This window comes from Marinobacter sediminum, from assembly GCF_016820575.1.
GTDB classification, from domain to species: Bacteria; Pseudomonadota; Gammaproteobacteria; order Pseudomonadales; family Oleiphilaceae; genus Marinobacter; species Marinobacter sediminum.
The window spans coordinates 54,561-73,606 of sequence record NZ_JAEMQH010000003.1; the positions used below are offsets into that span (position 1 = coordinate 54,561).

Genomic DNA, 19,046 nt, shown 5'->3' on the forward strand with positions numbered 1-19,046 from the left:
AGACCAGTGTATCGATGAGAGCAGGAGTAATGCAGGTGAACAATACAAAAAAAAGGACCAACCATCTGGGCCGTCTGGCGATCGCTGCCGGCACCGTAATGATGCTCGGGCTGGCTCCCGCGGTCTCAGCCAATAACACCGTAGCCGTCAAGAATGCACTCTACGGGGCCGGCTATGAAATCCAGAATGTCAGCGCCGAGATGGACGACTCAACCCGCGCAGCGCTGACCAAGTTCCAGAAGGATAACGGTCTGCAGGCCTCCGGCATGCTGGATGACGAGACCCAAAAAGCCCTGGGCATGATCTCCGTTCAAGTCGCCGCGGCAGCGACGGGCTCCAGCGAGTCTGCGAGCAACGACAATGCATCGAATTCGTCTGCGCCAGCCACGACTGACAGTAAGGCCGAAGGCGCCATCGAAGAAGACGAGGAAGGCGGCTGGTCGCTCTGGTAAACCGGCAAGAATGAAAAAAGCCCGCCAGGTATACCTGAGCGGGCTTTTTTGTGGGCTGGTGACGACTCAGTCGAGTTTGCTGAGATCCCGGACCGCGCCCTTGTCCGCGCTGGTAGCCAGCAAGGCGTAGGCTTTCAGAGCCGCAGAGACTTTGCGGTCCCGGGCCAGTTCAGGTTTCCAGCCCTTGGCATCACGGGCTTCACGACGACGGTCCAGCTCGTGCTGGTCCAACTCCACATTGATGGAGCGGTTCGGAATGTCGATGCGAATGCGGTCACCTGTCTCGAGCAGTCCGATGGCGCCGCCGGCGGCCGCTTCCGGAGACGCGTGGCCAATGGACAGGCCGGAAGTGCCGCCGGAGAAGCGGCCGTCGGTCAGCAGCGCGCAGTCCTTGCCCAGGCCCTTGGATTTCAGGTAGCTGGTGGGGTAGAGCATTTCCTGCATGCCCGGTCCGCCCTTGGGACCTTCATAGCGAATGATCACCACCTCACCGGGCAGAACCTCATCGCTGAGGATGCCGGCCACGGCAGAATCCTGGCTTTCGAACACCCGCGCCGTGCCCTCGAACACGAAGATGCTCTCGTCTACGCCTGCGGTCTTCACCACGCAGCCGTCCAGGGCGATGTTGCCGTATAGCACTGCCAGGCCACCCTCGGAGGAGTAGGCGTGTTCGACGGCCCGGATGCACCCGGTCTCACGATCGCCGTCCAGTGTTGGCCAGCGTGTACTCTGGCTGAATGCGGTCTGGGTGGGGATGCCCGCAGGTCCCGCCTTGTAGAACTCCACTACGTTCGCCGGTGGCGACCGCATGATATCCCAGGTCTCCAGAGCTTCCTTCATGGTCTTGCTGTGCACGGTGGGCAGGTCGGTGTTGATCAGGCCACCGCGCTCCAGTTCCCCGAGGATGCCCATAATGCCGCCGGCACGGTGGACATCTTCCATGTGGTATTTCGGGGAGTTGGGAGCCACCTTGCACAGCTGCGGCACCTTGCGGGACAGCTGGTCAATCTCGTTCAGGGTAAACGGCACGCCGCCTTCCTGGGCTGCTGCCAGCAGGTGCAGGATGGTGTTGGTGGAGCCACCCATGGCGATGTCCATCACCATGGCATTTTCGAAGGCCGCCATGGACGCGATACTCAAAGGCAGTACCGAAGCGTCGTCTTCCTCGTAATAGCGCCGCGCATTCTCCACAATCTGACGACCAGCCTGCAGGAATAGCTGCTCACGATCGGCGTGGGTGGCCAGCAGGGAGCCGTTGCCGGGCAGTGCCAGTCCGATGGCTTCGGTCAGACAGTTCATGGAGTTGGCCGTAAACATGCCGGAGCAGGAGCCGCAGGTGGGGCAGGCGCTGCGCTCGTACTCGGCCACGGTTTCGTCGTCGGCATTCGGGTCGGCCGCGATCACCATGGCATCGACCAGGTCCAGCTTGTGCTCAGAGAGCTTGGTTTTGCCGGCTTCCATCGGCCCGCCTGACACAAAGATGGTCGGTATGTTCAGGCGCATGGCAGCCATCAGCATGCCCGGTGTGATCTTGTCGCAGTTGGAAATGCACACCAGGGCGTCGGCGCAGTGGGCGTTGACCATGTACTCGACCGAGTCTGCGATGATCTCCCGGGAGGGCAATGAGTACAGCATGCCGTCGTGGCCCATGGCAATGCCGTCGTCCACGGCAATGGTGTTGAATTCCTTGGCGACACCACCGGCCTGTTCAATTTCGCGGCAGACCAGTTGCCCCAGGTCTTTTAGATGAACGTGGCCGGGTACGAATTGGGTAAAGGAGTTGGCAACCGCAATGATGGGCTTGCCAAAATCTCCATCTTTCATACCAGTGGCGCGCCAGAGGGCGCGGGCACCGGCCATGTTCCGACCGGCGGTGGAAGTCCGCGAACGATACTGAGGCATGATGTTCTGATCTCTCTGTGTTTACCGGGTGGTGATTGTTGGTTGGCGTTGTGCAGCTTCAAAGGATACCAGATTAGACACCTATCGCATGGTTGTTTTAGCGGACGGCGCTTACAATGAAGAACAGGAATCAATCATCGTCACGGGATCGGGATGATACAAGGAGCTTGCACATGGCTGGCGAGAACAGCCTGTCTTTTCGTCGTCTGAGAGAATTCCATCCGTTGAATCGGCTCACCGATGCGCAACTGGTGTTGCTTGCCAGTCGTGCTGAGCGCCGCACCTACGGCTCGGGTCAGAGAGTGGTGGAGAAGGGCGTCCGGGACGGGCTCGATTTCTTCCTGATCACCGGCAAGGTCGAGCTGGAGTCGGTGGACGGGCGAAAAACGCTGATCGAGGCAGATTCGAATGCGGCGCTCAACCCCATCGCCAGACTGCAGCCACGGATGTATGACGTGGTTGCGGTCAAACGTTGCGAGTTCTTGATCGTCGAGCAGGATATTCTGAACCAGATGCTGCGCTCGGCGCCGGTTGAGCAGGAAGGGATGGGCTCGAACGAATCCCTGGGCGCTGAGGCCAGCGAGGGCAATGACGAGAGCGAGCTGTTGATGGAGTTCTACTCTGAGCTGCGTTCGAATCAGATTCGCTTGCCCAGTGTGCCGGATGTGGCCTGGAAGGTGCGTCGGGCGGTGGACCGGGACGACTCCAGCGCAGAACTGGTGGCTAATGCGGTCTCGGCGGATCCCTCTATTGCGGTCAAGCTGGTGAGGGCCTGCAACAGTCCGCTTTATCGGGGCTTTAGTGACGTTCGAACCGTACGCGAGGCGGTCGTCCGTTTAGGCATGCACACCACTCGACAGCTGGTGACGGTGTTCTCCATGCGTGAGGTGTTCAAAACGCGCCAGCCTGCTTTGCAGCAGGAAATGGAGCGGTTGTGGCGACACTCCCGGGAAGTGGCGGCGCTGTGTTGGGTGCTGGCGGATCATGCCACCCGGTTAAACCCGGAAGAAGCTATGCTGGCGGGCCTGCTGCATGACATCGGCGTGGTACCGATTCTGGTTCAGGCGGAGCACCATGCTGGCCTCTTTGCCAACCCGGATAATCTGCACCATGCCATCAGCGAGCTGCGCGCCGACGTTGGCACGGCGGTACTGGAAAACTGGGGGTTCCCGGCGTCGTTCATTGAGGCTGTGCGCCACGCGGAGAGCTGGGACTATGAGTGCCGGTCGGCCGAGCCCCAGCTTACGGACGTGGTCATTGTGGCGCAGTTGCACTCGATGATCGGATCCCAGCAGAATGCCGGACTGCCGTGTTTTGATCAGGTACCCGCCTATCGTCGGCTGGGTGAGTTGGAACTGAACGCGTCGAGGAGTCTGCAACTCCTCACGGAAGCCCGTGCCCGGGTGGATGAAGTGCAACAGTTGCTGTCAATTCGATGACCTTGTTGGGTCTGTTTACTTTGGAGTCCACCTTTCGGTGACCTGTACTGATATGAATGTACCGCTCTTTCCGCTGAATTCCATTGTCCTCCCCCGGGGGCGGATACCTCTGCAGCTGTTTGAGCCGCGTTACATCGACATGCTGACCCGGTGCCTGAAAGAAGACCGGGGCTTTGTCGTCGTGCTGCTGCGCGATGGCGCCGAAGTTGGCCCGACCGCGTCGTTCTATGACATCGGCACTTACGTTCGCATCATTGATTTTCAGCAGCTGGAGAACGGTTTGCTGGGCATCACGGTGGAGGGGGCGGCCAAGGTCACCGTGGTAAGGAGTTGGCAGCAGGAGGATGGTCTCAACGTCGGCGATGTCGAGGTTTTGCTCGATGAGGCTGACAGCGAAGTGCCGGACCGGTTTAACGAACTGCCGTCGGTGCTCCGGGCGCTCTTCCGGCACCCGGTGGTGCGGGATCTGGACATGGACGTGGACTATGGCGATGCCCGACACGTTGGCTGGCGCCTGACCGAGCTGTTGCCCCTCGATAAGCAGGAAAAGCAGCGCCTGGTTGAACTGCAGGACCCGCTGGAGCGACTGAGCCGCCTGCAGGAATTGCTGGAGGCTCTGGAAGAGGGCTGAGCCCAGAGAATCTAGGCCGGACGCAGGTTCACCTGTGCTTCTGGCCAGGCCAGGACAACATAGCCGATGGCAAACACCAGCCACGCGGCGCCCGCCAGGGCCATCGACAGATCCGGGGCCAGGTGCACCCGGTCGTATCGACTGTAACTGGCACGCACTGCTCCAGTGATGGCCAGCCCCAGCAAGATCCCGCCAATGACATCGGTAAACCAATGGACGCCCAGGTACAGGCGGCTGAGTGCGACCGGCACCAGTGGCAAAGAAAACAGCACATAGAACTGCCAGCGTTGGCGCTTGCGGCTTTCGCCCGCGACGAAGCTGGCCAGCAGGGTGACAAACACGGTGATACCGGTGCTGTGGCCACTCGGGAAGGCGCCGGAAGACGGCGGGCGGAACACGGCATCGGGCCGGTCGACACCGAGAGTAAACTTAAGCACCCAGACCAAGACGATCGCGAGCGCGGCGGCCATGACGATATGAATGGCGGCGGCGTAGTAGCCCCGGAAGACGAATGCCAGGCAGGCCAATACCGCTGCGGCCGTCAGCACTGGTGGATCACCCAGTAGGGTGGCGATAATCACCGGGCCATCGAGCAGCGGCTGTCGGAGCTGACCGAACCAGGCCAGTGCCAGCTGATTGAATGGCTCAAGGCTGTGAGTCTGGGTGGCCAGCAGGCCCCAGAGCAGAAACAGGCCGGAGGCGGCCAGTGCCAGCATGATGGAGGCGAGGGGGAATTCGCCTCCGCGGTCCGGGCGGTGGTTGGTGTACAGGCGCCAGAACCTGTGAGTGGCGTCGTATCTGGCCATGCGCCGCTCCAGCCAGCGATACAGCCGCCCACCTTTGCCCAGGCCCAGCTGGAACTGGATCAACACCAGGTACACCGCCATCAACGAGGCCAGGCTGATGCCCACCACCGGGTAAAAGTACGCCGGTGGCTGAAGGTCGCTGGCCAGCGCACTACCCACCAGAAAGCCCGGGAGAATGTACACCGGGGCCCAGCCCACCGCTGAAAAAATATTGAACGCCAGGAATCGCCGCCATGGCATCCACAGGGCGCCGGCAATCAGGGGGATGATCGGACGAATAGGCCCGACAAAGCGTCCGATGACCACGCTCTTGCCGCCGTGCTGGCGAAAGAACGCCTGGCCCTTTGCCAGCAGAGTGGGGTAGCGACTCAGTGGCCATACCACATGGAGCCGGTCCTGGAGTTTGCGCCCGAGGGCAAAACTGGCGGTGTCGCCTGCAATGGCGCCCAGGCCGGCCCATATCAGGGCTTCGGTCAGTGGCATGCCGGTTTGTCCGGCCAGCGCCGCGATGGCGAACAGAATCGCCACACCCGGCACTATGATGCCGGCAATCGCCAGAGACTCAACAAAGGCGGTACTGAATAGGGCCGTGGCCAGCCATCCCGGGTTCAGGCTTAACCAGGCCGATAACTCCCTGAGCCAATCACCGCTCATGCTGCGATAGTCTCTCCGGCACTGAACCAGACCGAATCGGCACCGCGTCGGCGGGCCTCTTCCATGGCGGCGTGAGCCCGCTTGCGCAGGCTGTCGGTGCGGGTGTCGCCGCTGCCTCGAGTAGTGCAGCCAATGCTGACCGTGGCTTTGCCGACAACGGCCCACTGATGCTCGGCAATGGTTCGGCGTATTCGTTCGGCAATCACTCGCACCCCTTCTTCAGGGGTGTACGGCAGGATCAGGAAGAATTCCGAATCGTTCAGGGTGTACAGCGTGTCGCCGGCCCGGATGACATCGAACAGATGCTCGGTCATGTCGCGGAACAGCGTTTGAACACCGGCCTTGCCGTGCAGGTCTGCCGCTTCGTCGGCGTAGTCGATACTGAGATCGATAACCGACAGCTGATGTCCGGTGGCAATGGCCCGGCTGATTTCCTTTTGCAGGGTTTCATCCAGAAAGCGGGCGTTATGGGCCCCGGTCACCGGATCGGTAATGGCCAGATCTTCGGCGGATTGGGCCATGTGGTCGTAGTGCCAAATATAAAGCGACGCCGCGGCGAGCAGGATAGCCAGGCCGGTAATGGCAAGGATGGCATCGGTAGTGGGTTGCTGGAACAGCACCACCCCTGCCGTGGGCACCAGCAGAAGGAATGACAGCGCCATGCCCTGGCGCAGCGGCAGGATCAGCAGGTTCAGAATCAGTAGTGGCATGGCCCAGTGGGTAATGCCGGGGCTGTCGAGTGTCAGCATGGCGGCCAGCAGGCCACTGTTCAGGCCGGACAGTATGATCAGGTGTCCCGGCGCCGACAACTGGTGACGACGGCACACGGCGGTATAGGCAGCTCCCGCCAGGGTCAACGTTGCCATGCCAGTGGCGAGGTAGAACAACTCGTAGAAGCCATAACGGAGATTTTGCATCGCCAGCGCCAGAATGAAGAGCGTAGCCAGAGCATAGCCGGTTCCATGCGTCCAGGTTCTCAGGCGGGTCTCGGTCATGAAGTGGGTCCTTGTGCGGGCGGTTGGGTCTTGCTCCCGGTCTGGTTCCAGGCGCTGTAGGCCTGGGTCCGGTTGCCGCCTTGTTGCTGAGCACGGCGCAGGGCATTGGCGGCGCTCTGCTGCAGACTGTCGGCATCGTCACCGATGTTCAGGCCGGCAACGCCGGTGCTCACCGTCAGCGCCATATCATGGGATTCCAGCAGCTTGCCCAGTCCGTTGCGCATGATCTCCGAACGCTTGATGGCGTCCTGGGTGGCGATGCCGGGCAGGATCACCAGGAACTGCAGGTCCGCGACCCGGTAATAGGTGTCGAAATCCCGAATCTGGGAATGCAGGTAGCGCCCGATGCGAGGCAGGATAGAGCGAATATCCTGGTCCGGATTGCGGTCGCTGAGGTGGGTGTCCAGGCCAATCATGATGATCGACATGTCGGTGCCCTCACGCTCGCTACGCTGGATTTCCTTGTGCAGGTCGGCCGACAAATATTCCCGGCTGGCGGCCTGGGTCAGCTCGTCGGTGCGCCGCAATGGCGCCAGTTGGCGGTTCTTGTACTCGCGCAGGAATACAAGCAGACCCGAAAGCAGGGTAGTCAACATAAACGCGCTGACCATCTGGTGTCGGTCGGCCAGGCCGGTGGCCAGGGGAATAGCCAGGCCCGCAAGCAGCATTGTCGCCAGGGTGATTGCCATTGCCAGTCGCAGGGGCAGCAGCGCAAAGGCCAGCAGAGGGAGTGCGTAAAACCAGTGGCTAAGTGCCCACGGGCCGGTCCAGAAGCTGGTCAGCATCAATAACAGAAGTACTACGAAGAACAGCCGCTGGACGCTGGGCCAGGGGTGTTGCTGACGATTGCTGTGAAAGGTTTGTGCGCAAATCACGATGCCGGCTGCGGCAGCGGCAGCGGCCGCCGTCAAGGGCTCACCCAGCGTTGCGCTGAGCGCTGAAATGGCAATCAGGACCACGAAGCCGGCCCGCGATAGTCTGCTCAACAAAAAGTTTTCGGCCAACTGGGCCATGGTGTCCGTCCTTTTTTGAAACTCCCTAAGTATGTGGCATATCGCAGGGTTATAATATCTGTTTGGGGTGCGTACTTGAAACGGGAAAGGTAAAGTTAGGCCCTGATAATGAATTCTGCTGGTTAACACGAAGGTAAACGGATGGATATTGCAGCTTACATGGCTGAGGTCGGCGAGCAGGCTCGCGCAGCCGCGACGCTGGTGGCTCGCTCGACAACGGCGGTGCGCAACCAGGCCCTGCTGGCCACGGCCCGGGCGCTGGATTCTGCACGCACTGAGTTGGCCGAGGCCAACGCCAAGGACCTGGATAGCGGCCGGAGTAACGGGCTCGATGGCGCGATGCTGGACCGGCTGGAGCTGACACCGGAGCGAATCGATACCATGATCGAAGGGCTTCGACAGGTTGCCTCCTTGCCGGATCCGATCGGTGAGATCACCGACATGACCTATCGTCCGTCTGGAATTCAGGTGGGCAAGATGCGGGTGCCCTTGGGCGTGATTGGCATCATCTACGAATCCCGTCCGAACGTGACCGTGGAGGCTGCCAGCCTGTGCCTGAAATCGGGCAATGCAACCATTCTTCGGGGCGGCTCCGAGGCTATCCATTCCAATCAGGCCATTGCCCGGTGCCTGGCTCAGGGCCTGGCCGAGGCCGGCTTGCCGGAGACCGCCGTGCAGGTGGTCAAAACCACCGACCGCGCCGCGGTGGGCGAGCTGATTACCATGCCGCGATACGTGGATGTCATTGTGCCGCGTGGGGGTAAGGGGTTGATTGAGCGCATCAGTCGCGACGCTCGCGTGCCGGTGATCAAGCACCTGGACGGCGTTTGCCACGTCTATATCGACAGCCACGCCGATCCCGAAAAAGCGCTGAACGTTGCGGTGAACGCAAAAACCCAGCGCTATGGCACCTGTAATACCATGGAAACCCTGCTGGTCGACGGCGAAATAGCCGACGATATTCTGCCGTTGCTGGCCACGGCTTTTGCGGAAAAGGAAGTAGAGCTGCGCGGCTGTGAGCGTACCCGGGGCATCATCGACGCCGTTGAGGCGGTCGAGGCTGACTGGGAAGCGGAATACCTCGGGCCGATCCTGGCGGTACGGGTGGTTGATGGCCTCGATGGTGCGATCAAGCACATCAACCGCTACAGCTCCCAGCATACCGACAGCATCATCACCGAAAACTTCACCCGGGCGCGTCGTTTCTTGACCGAAGTGGATTCCAGCTCAGTGATGGTTAATACCTCCACCCGCTTCGCTGACGGCTTCGAGTACGGGCTGGGCGCAGAAATTGGCATTTCCACCGACAAGATCCATGCCCGCGGGCCCGTGGGGCTTGAGGGTCTGACTTCTCAGAAATACGTGGTGTTCGGCGACGGCCACATCCGGACCTGATGCCAATGCATGTGATCTATGGCGGCACCTTCGATCCGATCCACCACGGGCACCTCCGGCTGGCCCTGGAGATCAGTGATCGGTTGGAAGTTGCACCGATCAATCTGGTGCCGTGCCACATCCCGCCGCACCGTGGTGATACCGGGGCCTCTGCCGAACAACGGTTGCGGCTGCTGGAGTTGGCGGTGGCTGGGGAACCCCAGCTGCGCGTCGATGATCGCGAACTCAAGCGGGCAGGGGCGTCATATACTGCCGATACGTTGCGCCAGTTGCGAGGCGAGCTGGGATCGGGCCACCCCCTGACCATGGTAGTGGGAACCGATTCGTTCGCCAGTTTTGACCGTTGGCGGGAGTGGCAGTCTATTCCCGAGCTTGCCCACATTATCGTGGTTCGTCGGCCTGGGGCTGAGCTCGACCCAGACGGACCGCCCGCGGCGATGCTGGCCCAGCGCCGGGTGTCAGATCCTCGTGCCCTGCATGGCCAGCCCTGTGGCCTGATGCTGGACCTGCAGCTGCCGCTGCTGGAGATTTCTGCGACCGGCATCCGCGAACGGATCGAAGCCGGGCGGTCACCCCGTTACCTGGTCCCGGACTCGGTGTGGCAGGAGATTCGTCGTCAGGGGCTCTATCGAGCCTGCCCTGAGGGCAACTTTTAGTGCTACAATCGCGTCTGAATAGACTTTTCGGGCGGCCACTTCGGCTGACGCCCGTCTAACAGGGTGATTATGCAGGCAGAACAACTGAAAGATCTGGTAGTTAACGCGCTCGAAGATGTGAAAGCACAGGACATCAGCGTAATTGATGTCCGTGACCGTACCAGTGTCACCGACTTCATGGTTCTGGCATCCGGAACATCCAACCGACATGTGAAATCCCTTGCCCACTCAGTGGTCTCGGAAGCCCGAGACGAAGGCATTCGCGCCAACAGCGTGGAAGGCGACACTGTGAGCGACTGGATCCTGGTGGATTTGGGCGATGTGATTGTTCACGTCATGATGCCCGCCACGCGCGAGTTCTACGATCTGGAGCGCTTCTGGCGTGATGCCCCGGATCTTGGTGTTGCGGGCAGCGAATAAGCATGCGCTTACGTCTGATCTGCGTGGGGCAGAAGATGCCCGACTGGGTCAGTGCCGGGTATCATGATTACGCCCGCCGGATGCCGCCGGAACTGCCGCTGGAACTGGTCGAAATCCCCTTGGCACACCGGGGCAAAAACCCGGATATCCCCAGACTGATGCAACGCGAGAGCGAGGCCCTGCTGGCCGCGTCCGGCCCGAAAGACCGGGTCGTCGCGCTTGAGGTTGGTGGTCGTCCCTGGTCCACGGAAAAGTTGGCAAGCCAGCTTGAGAACTGGCAGCAGGATGGCCGCGATGTCAGCTTTTTCGTCGGTGGTCCTGATGGCTTGGCGGACGCCTGCCGTCAACGTGCCGACCAGCAATGGTCGCTGTCGCCCCTGACGCTGCCCCATCCTCTGGTTCGCATTCTGCTTGCCGAGCAACTGTACCGGGCCTGGTCGATTACCCGTAACCACCCGTACCACCGGGCATAGGGGCGGTTATGCCGTGGGGTGAATTCAAGGATACTGCCGCCGAACGCCGTTTGTTCCAGCGTCGCACCCTGGTCATGCTGACTTTCGTGCTGGTGCTGATCGGTGGCTTGCTGGCCCGGATGTACCAGTTGCAGATTGTCGAGCACGAGGTGTATACCACCCTGTCCGACAAGAACCGGGTGCAGGTCCAGTCCGTTCCGCCGCCCCGGGGCCTTGTGTACGATCGCAATCGGACTCTGCTGGCGGAAAATCGCCCGGTGTTCAGTGTCACTCTGGTGCCTGAGCGGGTGGACGGCATGGCCGAGACCCTGACTCAGCTCGACCGTATTCTGGATGTCTCTGAAGAAGACCTTGAACGTTTCCAGCGTCGCCTGCAGGAGCCCCGCCGTCCGTTTCAGGAAATCCCGCTACGCTACGACCTTGATGAGCAGGAGATGGCTCGTTTGGCCGTGCACCGGCACCAGTTACCCGGGGTTGAGGTCAAGGCCGAGCTGGTTCGCTATTACCCTCACAGTGAACTCACCGCCCATGCCCTGGGCTTCGTTGGCCGCATCAACCGCGATGAGCTGCAGCGCATCGACCCGGTTAACTACGCGGGCACTAACTATATTGGCAAGTCCGGTATTGAGCGCTTCTACGAGGAGATCCTGCACGGCCAGGTGGGCTACCAGCACGTGGAAACCAATGCCCGGGGCCGAACCCTGCGGGTACTGGAGCGCGAAAATCCGGTGCCGGGCGAAGACCTGCAGTTGCATCTCGATCTGAACCTGCAAAAACGGGCCCATGAATTGCTGGATGGGCGTCGCGGCGCCATTGTCGCCATTGAACCGGCCACCGGTGGCATCCTAGCACTGGCCAGCGTACCGGGGTTCGATGCCAACAAGTTTGTCACCGGCATTAGCGTCAAGGATTACCGCGAACTCAGCGAGAGTCGTGACAAACCGCTGTTTAATCGCGCCTTGCGCGGCCAATACCCGCCGGGCTCGACAGTGAAGCCGATGATGGCTATCGCGGCGCTCGACAGCGATGCCACCACCCGGGATTACACCGTCTGGGATCCGGGACATTTCCGTTTGAAAGAGGGTGGCCGGGTCTGGAGGGACTGGAAGCGTGGCGGTCACGGTTGGGTAGATTTGATGGACTCCATGGCGGTGTCTTGCGACGTGTACTTCTACGAGATCGCGGTAAAGATGGGGGTCGACACCATGTACGACTACCTGTCGCAATTTGGCTTCGGAGAGAATGCGGCGCTGGATGTGTCCGGTGCCCTCAGTGGTCTTTTGCCGTCCCGTGATTGGAAGCGGGCAACCCGAAACGAACCCTGGTACCCCGGTGATTCGGTCAATATGGGGATCGGCCAGGGCTTCATGCTGGCCACTCCCTTGCAGTTGGCCACCGCCACCTCGCTGATTGCCAACCGCGGAACCTGGACCGAACCTCGCCTGCTCAAGGACATTGATGGCGATACCCCGGCCTCCGACTTCCTGCCGGATCAGACCCATGAGCCACTGAAATTGAAAGACCCCGATGACTGGGAGTATGTGGTGGATACCATGGCCGAGGTCATGCATGGTCGCAAAGGCACGGCGCGCGGGGCCGGGGCTGACGCACCATACCGTATGGCTGGCAAGACCGGTACGGCGCAAGTTTTCAGTCTGGCTGAGGACGAGGAATACGATGCCGAGGAGGTAAGGGAACGGCTGCGCGATCACGCCCTGTTCGTGGGGTTTGCGCCGGTGGATAACCCCAAGATTGCGGTGGCCGTCATTGTGGAAAATGGCGGTGGTGGCAGCAGTACCGCGGCCCCGGTGGCTCGCGAGCTGTTCGATGCTTGGCTGCTGGAACTTCCGGAGGCCGGGAGCGATGAACTGGTGAGCAAGGTGGACGCCGGGGGAGAGCAGTAGTGGCGCTGAACAATTTTATTGATCCGACCGCCACCAATCCGCTGGGCCGACCGCGCGGCGTCTGGTCGGCGTTGCACCTGGATCCGATTCTGCTGTTCTTGCTGCTGGTGCTGGTCTCCGGTGGTCTGTTCATTCTCTATAGCGGCGCCGATCGCAACATCGACGTGGTCAAGGCTCAGGGTATCCGGCTCGGTGTCGCCTTTGTGGTGATGCTGGTGTTTGCCCAGCTGGACCCTTCGGTGTTCCGGCGCTGGGCGCCCTGGCTCTATGTCGCCGGGATCGCCGCTTTGCTGGCAGTGCTATTGGTCGGTGTCGGGGCCAAGGGCGCCCAGCGCTGGCTGGCCATTCCCGGGTTGCCCCGATTCCAGCCCTCGGAATTGATGAAACTGGTGGTGCCGATGATGGCCGCCTGGTACCTGTCGCGGCATTTCCTGCCACCCCGTTTTCGTCATGTCATGGTTGGGCTGGCCATCGTGCTGGTTCCCATGATGATGATCATTCAGCAGCCCGACCTGGGTACTTCGTTGCTGGTTGGCATGGCCGGTCTGTTTGTGGTTTTCTTTGCCGGTATCAGCTGGAAGCTGATTCTGGCATTTGTAGGTCTGGTGTCGGTCTCGGCACCGATGATGTGGTTCTTCGTCATGCGGGAGTATCAGAAGCAGCGGGTGCTGACCCTGCTGGACCCGCAGAGTGATCCATTGGGCGCCGGCTGGAACATCATTCAGTCGAAGACCGCCATCGGTTCCGGCGGCATTGACGGCAAGGGCTGGCTGCAGGGCACCCAGTCGCATCTGGAGTTCCTGCCCGAGAGCCACACCGATTTCATCGTCGCGGTGCTGGCGGAAGAGTTTGGCTTCATTGGCATGCTGGTGCTGATGCTGGTGTACGTGTTGATTATCCTGCGCTGTCTCTACATTGCAGCGACTGCCCAGGATTCGTTCAGTCGCCTGCTGGCCGGTGCCCTGACCATGACCTTCTTCATCTACATCTTTGTTAACGTCGGCATGGTCAGCGGTCTGCTGCCGGTGGTAGGGGTGCCACTGCCATTGATCAGTTATGGCGGCACCTCCGGTGTGACCCTGATGGCGGCCTTTGGTGTCCTGATGTCCATTCACACCCACCGCCGAATGATCAGCGCCTAAGTAAAGGTGGCGAGTGGGTAATGGTGAACCTTGGTTATAACCCGTTACAATAAGCCACGGCTGCCCACCCGTTGATTTGGCGGCCGCTGTGCAAGAGGATTTCCGGACTGTGAATTTCAAGCCTTCGTTCTCATCCCTTTTGGCGCTGTCATTGGCCCTGCTACTTGCCGGGTGCGCGTCATCGCCGGAAACCGACCATTCTTCCCGTTACAGCATTTCTCAGGATCGGGCGCCGTCGGGCAATTTTGATGCCTCCGGGTTGTCTGATGCCAAGCCGGTCTACGAGGCGCCGCGCCGGGCTGGCAACAAGTCACCGTACACGGTGTGGGGCAAGCAGTATCAGGTGCTTGGCAGCAATGATGGCTATGTCGCTCGGGGCACTGCCAGTTGGTACGGCGAGAAGTTCCATGGCCACAAGACGTCGAATGGCGAAATCTTTAACATGTACTCAATGTCTGCGGCCCATAAATCTCTTAGAATTCCGGGATATGCCCGGGTGACGAACCTGGATAACGGACGTTCGGTTATTGTCCGGGTGAACGATCGTGGCCCGTTTCATGGTGACCGGCTGATTGATCTGTCCTACGCGGCGGCAAAAAAACTGGGTTACCAGTCGCGGGGCACTGCCCGGGTCGAGGTGGCAGCAATCACTGTCCGGCAGGATGGCTCGATGTGGCTGGCGGGTAAGCCGTTCATGCCCGGAGACGCCGTGAACTATTCTAAAACCGAGGTGGTTGCCAGCGGCGAGATGACCACCGGCGGTGATGCCCTGTTCGTCCAGCTGGGCTCGTTCAGCAGCCGTGGTCCGGCGGAGAAACTCAGGGACAGGGCTCAGGCTATCGTTGAAAGTCCGCTGCGAGTCCGGTCCATCGATACTGGCTCGGGCCGCTTCCACCGTGTACAGGTAGGCCCGTTTGCCGACGAAAACAGTGCCCGAAAGGCGCAGAACGTTCTGGAATCTCGGGGCTTCGCCCAATCGATTCTGCTGACTGATTCACACTGATAAACAACCAGAAAGACACACACACAAACGACAAATGACTGAACCCATGGCCCTAAAATCATTGCTCCGTTCCTGTTCGATTCTGCTGGTTCTGACCCTGGCGCTGGTTGGAAAAACGACAGCGCAATCAGTTCTGATTCCCTCGCCGCCGCAGATTGCCGGCAGCTCCTATGTGCTGATGGATCCAAAGAGCGGTCGCATCATCATGGAAGAAAACAGCCATGAGCGTCTGCCGCCGGCCAGTCTGACCAAGATGATGACCGCGTACATTGTCGAGCGTGAGCTGGACGAGGGTCGGATCAGCATGTCGGATATGGTGCCGATCAGCGTCCGCGCCTGGAAAACCGAAGGTTCCCGGACCTTCGTCCGTGAAGGCACCAGCGTTCCGGTTGAGACCTTGCTCAAAGGCGTGATCATCCAGTCAGGTAACGATGCCTCGGTGGCTCTGGCCGAGTTTGTTGCCGGCAGTGAGGATGCGTTTGTTGACATCATGAATCAGCAGGCTCAGTTGCTGGGCATGAAGGGCACCAATTTTGAAAATGCCACCGGCCTGCCATCGCCGGAGCACTTCTCCACCGCCTACGACCTGGCCATTCTGGCGCGGGCCATCATCAATGATTACCCGGAAAACTACCCGATCTACGCGGAGAAGCACTTCACTTATAACAACATCCGTCAGCCCAACCGCAACAGTTTGTTGTGGCGGGACGACACGGTTGATGGCCTGAAGACCGGCCACACCGAGGAAGCGGGTTACTGCCTGGTGGCTTCGGCGAAACGTAACGATTCCCGATTTATTGCCGTGGTGATGGGCACCAGCAGCTCCGAATCCCGCTCCCAGGAAGTCCAGAAGATGCTGAACTATGGCTTCCGCTACTACGAGAGCGAGCGCCTGTTCCGGACTGGCCAGGAAGTGATGAAGGCCGCCGTCTGGTCGGGGCAGGCCGATCAGGTGTCCGTAGGCTTGAGTGACGACGTATTCGTGACCATCCCCCGGGGCTCGCGCAATGATCTGGAATCCACGGTTGACCTTGATTCTGTGATTAAAGCGCCCATCAAGGTGGGAGACGAGCTGGGCCGGGTAAAGGTTTCCCTGAACGGTGAGGTTCTGGTTGACCGGCCGGTACAGGCCCTGACGGAAGTTCCCGAAGGCGGCTTCTTCAAGCGCATCTGGGATGCCATCAAGCTCTTTTTCGTTCAGTTGTTTCAGTGAGGAGGACGATATGCCTCCGGGAGTATTGACGGCATGAGTGAGCCGAACGCACCTAAAATTGAATTTCCCTGTGACTACGTCATCAAGGTTATCGGCAATGCCGCACCGGATTTCACCAACTTTGTGGTCGAGGTTGTCGAGCGGCATGCGCCGGGGATTACCGAGGACAGAATCGCGGTGAACGACAGCAGCAAAGGGCGGTTTTCGTCCGTTCAGCTGACCATCGTGGCGACCGGGGAAACCCAGCTCAAAGCGCTGTTTGAAGAGCTCAAGGCCAGCGGCCGAGTTCATATGGTGCTGTAAACCCAATGGCCGACCTGATCGTTCGTTCACTGGGGCAGCAGCCCTACATGGAAACCTGGGAGGCCATGAAGGCCTTCACCGCCGAGCGGGATGAAACCGTCACCGACGAACTCTGGTGTCTGGAGCACCCCCGGGTTTACACCCAGGGGCAGGCGGGCAAGGCCGAGCATATCCTTGCCCCTGGGGACATTCCGGTTATCCCGGTGGACCGGGGCGGTCAGGTCACCTATCACGGTCCGGGTCAGTTGGTGATCTATCTGATGATCGACCTGAGCCGACGTAAGCTTGGGGTGCGGGCGCTGGTGGACCAGATCGAGCAGGCCATTGTCCGCACACTGGCCGAGCTGGATATCGAGGCTGCCCCCCGGGCAGACGCGCCCGGCGTTTATGTCGGCGAGTCCAAGATTGCCTCGCTCGGGCTGCGGGTCCGGCGCGGTTGTTCGTTCCACGGCCTGGCCCTGAACGTGGCCATGGATATGGAACCCTTCCGTCGCATCAACCCCTGCGGCTATGCCGGCTTGCCCATGAGTCAGGTCTCCGATTTCAGTCCCGATGCCACCGTGCCCAAGCTTGAACGTCGCCTGGCGGCCCAGCTGGTCGCCGGTCTCGGCGCATCAGCGGTTGACCACCGCCAGGGCTGGTAAACGCCACCCCCGCATCGGGTTATTCTTGCATTGGCCCGATGGCCGCTCTTGCCGAGTCGATTGAGGTAGGTCAGATTGGTGCCGCATCCGTATAATGACCAGAGCCGCCGGTGGCGGTGAAATTCTCGGATCCCGACAGGTCACGCATGTCAGCCAGCAGACGTCCAGGAAAATCGGTCTCCCGCATTAAAACCGGCAGCTTCGAGCGTCGGCTCAGTCTCACCCGCGCCGGTTTGTATGCCGGTACCCGCATGGCCTCGCACATGGCCACCAACTGGTTCAGCAATCGCGAAAAGCGGGAACAGAAGCATCGCGCCATGCTTTCGAGCCAGGCGCGCTTTCTGGTAGACGAACTGGGTCAGCTTAAAGGCAGCGTGGTCAAGATTGGGCAGGTCATGGCGCTGTACGGCGAACACTTTCTGCCCGACGAAGTTACCGAAGCCTTGCACACGCTCGAGGACCAGACCACCTCACTGGAATGGTCCGCCATTGAGCGGGTGTTGAAAGAGGAGTTGGGGGCGGCGCGCCTGGCGGAGCTAGAGGTTGATCCCGAGCCCATCGGCGCGGCATCGCTGGGCCAGGTGCACCGGGCGGTACGTCGCAGTGACGGCCTGGAGCTGGTGTTGAAAGTTCAGTACCCCGGGGTCGCTGATGCCGTCGACAGTGACCTTAACTCCGTTGCTCAGCTCCTGAAAATTGCCCGGTTAGTCAGTTTTGGACCGGAGTTTAACGACTGGCTGGAAGAAGTCCGGGACATGATGCACCGCGAGGTGGATTACCGACTGGAGGCCCGGACCACCGAAAAATTCCGGGAAATGCTGGCCTCCGATCCGCGCTTTATCGTACCGCGGGTGCTTCAGGAATACTCAAGCGCCCACGTTATTGCCTCTACCTACGAACATGGCCACTCGGTGAGTTCGGGGCCGGTCAAGGAATTGCCCCTGGAGCGCCGCAGTGCGCTGGGCAAAGCCGCTCTGGAGCTGTTCTTCCGGGAGCTGTTTGTCTGGGGCGAAATCCAGACCGATCCCAACTTTGGCAACTACCGAATTCGGATTGCGGGCGAAGAAGGGGAAGACCCTGGCTACGACCGCATCGTGCTGCTCGATTTCGGCGCCGTGCAATCCTACTCCGACCGGTTCCTGGATCCTGTCCGGCAGATGATCCGGGCTTCCTATGAGCAGGATCTGGAAGCGGTGATTGATGGTGGCGTAAAGCTGCGGTTCATGAGCCTCGACTGGCCCCGGGACGTGTTAGAGACCTTTGGCAACGTGTGCATGTCGGTGCTGGAACCGCTGGCCTCGGACCATGACCAGTGGCCGGATTACGCAGTAAACAGCCACGGTGAGTACCGCTGGAAGCAGAGTGATTTGCCGTCACGGGTGGCCCGTCAGGCGGCGCGCTCGGCCATCAGCCGGTATTTTCGGGTACCGCCCAAGGAGTTTGTGTTTCTCAATCGCAAACTGATTGGCGTGTATACCTTTGTCGCCGTGCTGCACTCCGAATTCAACGGCGAGCCGTTGCTGCGAAAATACCTCTACGGTGAGGACACCTCAGCGACCAGCCAGAGCACGAAGGCGTAACGCAGCCCCTTGCCGATGGCTACCAGAATCACGAAGTTAAGCCAGGGCACCCGCATGATGCCTCCCACCAGCGTGAGCGCATCGCCCCCCAGCGGCAGCCAGCCCAGCAGCAGTGACCACTGACCGTAACGGTTGAACCGGTTGCGTGCGCGGTGAAGCTGCATTTCGCTGATAGGAAACCACTTTTTATCCTTAAAGCGATCGACTTGCCGGCCGATAATCCCATTGACGACGGAGCCGAGCGTGTTGCCCAGGGTGGCTGAAAACCACAGCCACCAGTACGAAAATCCCTGCGTCACCAATGTACCCAGCATGATTTCCGAGTAGGCCGGAAGTAATGTTGCGGCCGCAAACGCCGTCAGGAAAAGCGTCAGATACGCCAATCAGGTCTCCTCGATTTGAAATTCACAATGTTGCTGCC

19 protein-coding genes are annotated in these 19,046 nt (G+C 60.4%); 14 read left to right on the forward strand and 5 right to left on the reverse strand.

Translation table 11 applies throughout. The annotated features are described in order from the left end of the window. Nucleotides 1-29: 29 nt before the first annotated feature. The gene (locus tag FGO67_RS13730) at nt 30-452 is read left to right on the forward strand and encodes a peptidoglycan-binding domain-containing protein (protein WP_420844520.1); all 423 of its coding nucleotides are present in this window, start codon (nt 30-32) and stop codon (nt 450-452) included. A gap of 66 nt (nt 453-518) precedes the next feature. Here FGO67_RS13730 and ilvD read toward each other — a convergent pair whose 3' ends face one another. After that, nucleotides 519-2,354: a dihydroxy-acid dehydratase gene (gene ilvD / locus FGO67_RS13735; protein ID WP_203301266.1), complete on the reverse strand. Its 1,836-nt coding sequence runs from the start codon at nt 2,352-2,354 to the stop codon at nt 519-521. A gap of 173 nt (nt 2,355-2,527) precedes the next feature. Here ilvD and FGO67_RS13740 point away from each other — a divergent pair, with 173 nt between their 5' ends. Together FGO67_RS13740 and FGO67_RS13745 are read left to right on the forward strand one after the other, a co-directional pair. Next, on the forward strand, nt 2,528-3,793 hold the full coding sequence (locus FGO67_RS13740) for an HDOD domain-containing protein (protein WP_203301267.1): 1,266 nt from the start codon (nt 2,528-2,530) through the stop codon (nt 3,791-3,793). Between the two features lie 52 nt (nt 3,794-3,845). Further along, nucleotides 3,846-4,424 carry an LON peptidase substrate-binding domain-containing protein gene (locus FGO67_RS13745; protein WP_203301268.1) on the forward strand — a complete coding sequence of 193 codons (579 nt, stop codon included), beginning with the start codon at nt 3,846-3,848 and terminating at the stop codon, nt 4,422-4,424. A gap of 11 nt (nt 4,425-4,435) precedes the next feature. Here the strand turns inward: FGO67_RS13745 and FGO67_RS13750 are convergent, their stop codons facing one another. From FGO67_RS13750 to FGO67_RS13760, 3 genes are read right to left on the reverse strand one after another with little or no spacing between them, the layout of a single operon-like run. Further along, on the reverse strand, nt 4,436-5,884 hold the full coding sequence (locus FGO67_RS13750) for a bifunctional DedA family/phosphatase PAP2 family protein (protein ID WP_203301269.1): 1,449 nt from the start codon (nt 5,882-5,884) through the stop codon (nt 4,436-4,438). Further along, a complete protein-coding gene (locus tag FGO67_RS13755; RefSeq protein WP_203301270.1) occupies nt 5,881-6,879 on the reverse strand; it encodes a GGDEF domain-containing protein in 999 nt (332 codons plus the stop codon). The genes FGO67_RS13750 and FGO67_RS13755 overlap by 4 nt, the downstream gene beginning before the upstream one ends. After that, complete coding sequence (locus tag FGO67_RS13760; protein ID WP_203301271.1) at nt 6,876-7,892, reverse strand: GGDEF domain-containing protein; 1,017 nt, start codon at nt 7,890-7,892, stop codon at nt 6,876-6,878. Before FGO67_RS13760 ends, FGO67_RS13755 begins: the two co-directional genes overlap by 4 nt. A gap of 141 nt (nt 7,893-8,033) precedes the next feature. On the opposite strand from FGO67_RS13760, the gene FGO67_RS13765 reads away from it, so the two are divergent. The 11 genes from FGO67_RS13765 to FGO67_RS13815 all read left to right on the forward strand — a co-directional run bounded on the left by FGO67_RS13765 (nt 8,034) and on the right by FGO67_RS13815 (nt 18,625). Then, a complete protein-coding gene (locus tag FGO67_RS13765; RefSeq protein ID WP_203301272.1) occupies nt 8,034-9,287 on the forward strand; it encodes a glutamate-5-semialdehyde dehydrogenase in 1,254 nt (417 codons plus the stop codon). Nucleotides 9,288-9,292: 5 nt separating this feature from the next. Continuing rightward, on the forward strand, nt 9,293-9,943 hold the full coding sequence (gene nadD, locus FGO67_RS13770; protein ID WP_203301273.1) for a nicotinate-nucleotide adenylyltransferase: 651 nt from the start codon (nt 9,293-9,295) through the stop codon (nt 9,941-9,943). 69 nt (nt 9,944-10,012) lie between these two features. Beyond that, nucleotides 10,013-10,363 (forward strand): ribosome silencing factor, encoded by a 351-nt coding sequence (gene rsfS, locus FGO67_RS13775; RefSeq protein WP_138440905.1) that lies wholly within the window; start codon nt 10,013-10,015, stop codon nt 10,361-10,363. Between the two features lie 2 nt (nt 10,364-10,365). Next, on the forward strand, nt 10,366-10,836 hold the full coding sequence (gene rlmH / locus FGO67_RS13780; protein ID WP_138440904.1) for a 23S rRNA (pseudouridine(1915)-N(3))-methyltransferase RlmH: 471 nt from the start codon (nt 10,366-10,368) through the stop codon (nt 10,834-10,836). Between the two features lie 8 nt (nt 10,837-10,844). Beyond that, a complete protein-coding gene (gene mrdA / locus FGO67_RS13785; RefSeq protein ID WP_203301274.1) occupies nt 10,845-12,740 on the forward strand; it encodes a penicillin-binding protein 2 in 1,896 nt (631 codons plus the stop codon). A gap of 5 nt (nt 12,741-12,745) precedes the next feature. Next, nucleotides 12,746-13,882 (forward strand): rod shape-determining protein RodA, encoded by a 1,137-nt coding sequence (gene rodA / locus FGO67_RS13790; RefSeq protein ID WP_238942479.1) that lies wholly within the window; start codon nt 12,746-12,748, stop codon nt 13,880-13,882. Nucleotides 13,883-13,991: 109 nt separating this feature from the next. Further along, nucleotides 13,992-14,885, forward strand: a complete 894-nt coding sequence (locus FGO67_RS13795) for a septal ring lytic transglycosylase RlpA family protein (RefSeq protein ID WP_203301276.1) — start codon at nt 13,992-13,994, stop codon at nt 14,883-14,885. Between the two features lie 46 nt (nt 14,886-14,931). After that, complete coding sequence (locus FGO67_RS13800; protein ID WP_203301277.1) at nt 14,932-16,098, forward strand: D-alanyl-D-alanine carboxypeptidase family protein; 1,167 nt, start codon at nt 14,932-14,934, stop codon at nt 16,096-16,098. Nucleotides 16,099-16,131: 33 nt separating this feature from the next. Continuing rightward, on the forward strand, nt 16,132-16,401 hold the full coding sequence (locus tag FGO67_RS13805; protein ID WP_203301278.1) for an HP0495 family protein: 270 nt from the start codon (nt 16,132-16,134) through the stop codon (nt 16,399-16,401). A gap of 5 nt (nt 16,402-16,406) precedes the next feature. Next, the gene (lipB, locus tag FGO67_RS13810) at nt 16,407-17,045 is read left to right on the forward strand and encodes a lipoyl(octanoyl) transferase LipB (protein ID WP_203301279.1); all 639 of its coding nucleotides are present in this window, start codon (nt 16,407-16,409) and stop codon (nt 17,043-17,045) included. Between the two features lie 146 nt (nt 17,046-17,191). After that, nucleotides 17,192-18,625 (forward strand): ABC1 kinase family protein, encoded by a 1,434-nt coding sequence (locus FGO67_RS13815; protein WP_203301280.1) that lies wholly within the window; start codon nt 17,192-17,194, stop codon nt 18,623-18,625. Here the strand turns inward: FGO67_RS13815 and FGO67_RS13820 are convergent. Then, nucleotides 18,580-19,008, reverse strand: coding sequence for a YqaA family protein (locus tag FGO67_RS13820; RefSeq protein WP_203301281.1), 429 nt, complete (start codon nt 19,006-19,008; stop codon nt 18,580-18,582). The two genes, FGO67_RS13815 and FGO67_RS13820, sit on opposite strands and share 46 nt — an antisense overlap. Between the last annotated feature and the right edge of the window lie 38 nt (nt 19,009-19,046).

What these genes read in the sequence shown, in the direction of transcription:
- FGO67_RS13755 (WP_203301270.1), bottom strand. Translation starts at nt 6,879, where the DNA reads ATGACCGAGACCCGCCTGAGAACCTGGACGCATGGAACCGGCTATGCT.
- FGO67_RS13765 (WP_203301272.1), top strand. Translation starts at nt 8,034, where the DNA reads ATGGATATTGCAGCTTACATGGCTGAGGTCGGCGAGCAGGCTCGCGCA.
- rsfS (WP_138440905.1), top strand. Translation starts at nt 10,013, where the DNA reads ATGCAGGCAGAACAACTGAAAGATCTGGTAGTTAACGCGCTCGAAGAT.
- FGO67_RS13760 (WP_203301271.1), bottom strand. Translation starts at nt 7,892, where the DNA reads ATGGCCCAGTTGGCCGAAAACTTTTTGTTGAGCAGACTATCGCGGGCC.
- rlmH (WP_138440904.1), top strand. Translation starts at nt 10,366, where the DNA reads ATGCGCTTACGTCTGATCTGCGTGGGGCAGAAGATGCCCGACTGGGTC.
- ilvD (WP_203301266.1), bottom strand. Translation starts at nt 2,354, where the DNA reads ATGCCTCAGTATCGTTCGCGGACTTCCACCGCCGGTCGGAACATGGCC.
- FGO67_RS13740 (WP_203301267.1), top strand. Translation starts at nt 2,528, where the DNA reads ATGGCTGGCGAGAACAGCCTGTCTTTTCGTCGTCTGAGAGAATTCCAT.
- mrdA (WP_203301274.1), top strand. Translation starts at nt 10,845, where the DNA reads ATGCCGTGGGGTGAATTCAAGGATACTGCCGCCGAACGCCGTTTGTTC.
- FGO67_RS13745 (WP_203301268.1), top strand. Translation starts at nt 3,846, where the DNA reads ATGAATGTACCGCTCTTTCCGCTGAATTCCATTGTCCTCCCCCGGGGG.
- lipB (WP_203301279.1), top strand. Translation starts at nt 16,407, where the DNA reads ATGGCCGACCTGATCGTTCGTTCACTGGGGCAGCAGCCCTACATGGAA.
- FGO67_RS13730 (WP_420844520.1), top strand. Translation starts at nt 30, where the DNA reads ATGCAGGTGAACAATACAAAAAAAAGGACCAACCATCTGGGCCGTCTG.
- FGO67_RS13805 (WP_203301278.1), top strand. Translation starts at nt 16,132, where the DNA reads ATGAGTGAGCCGAACGCACCTAAAATTGAATTTCCCTGTGACTACGTC.
- FGO67_RS13800 (WP_203301277.1), top strand. Translation starts at nt 14,932, where the DNA reads ATGGCCCTAAAATCATTGCTCCGTTCCTGTTCGATTCTGCTGGTTCTG.
- FGO67_RS13750 (WP_203301269.1), bottom strand. Translation starts at nt 5,884, where the DNA reads ATGAGCGGTGATTGGCTCAGGGAGTTATCGGCCTGGTTAAGCCTGAAC.
- nadD (WP_203301273.1), top strand. Translation starts at nt 9,293, where the DNA reads ATGCATGTGATCTATGGCGGCACCTTCGATCCGATCCACCACGGGCAC.
- FGO67_RS13815 (WP_203301280.1), top strand. Translation starts at nt 17,192, where the DNA reads ATGTCAGCCAGCAGACGTCCAGGAAAATCGGTCTCCCGCATTAAAACC.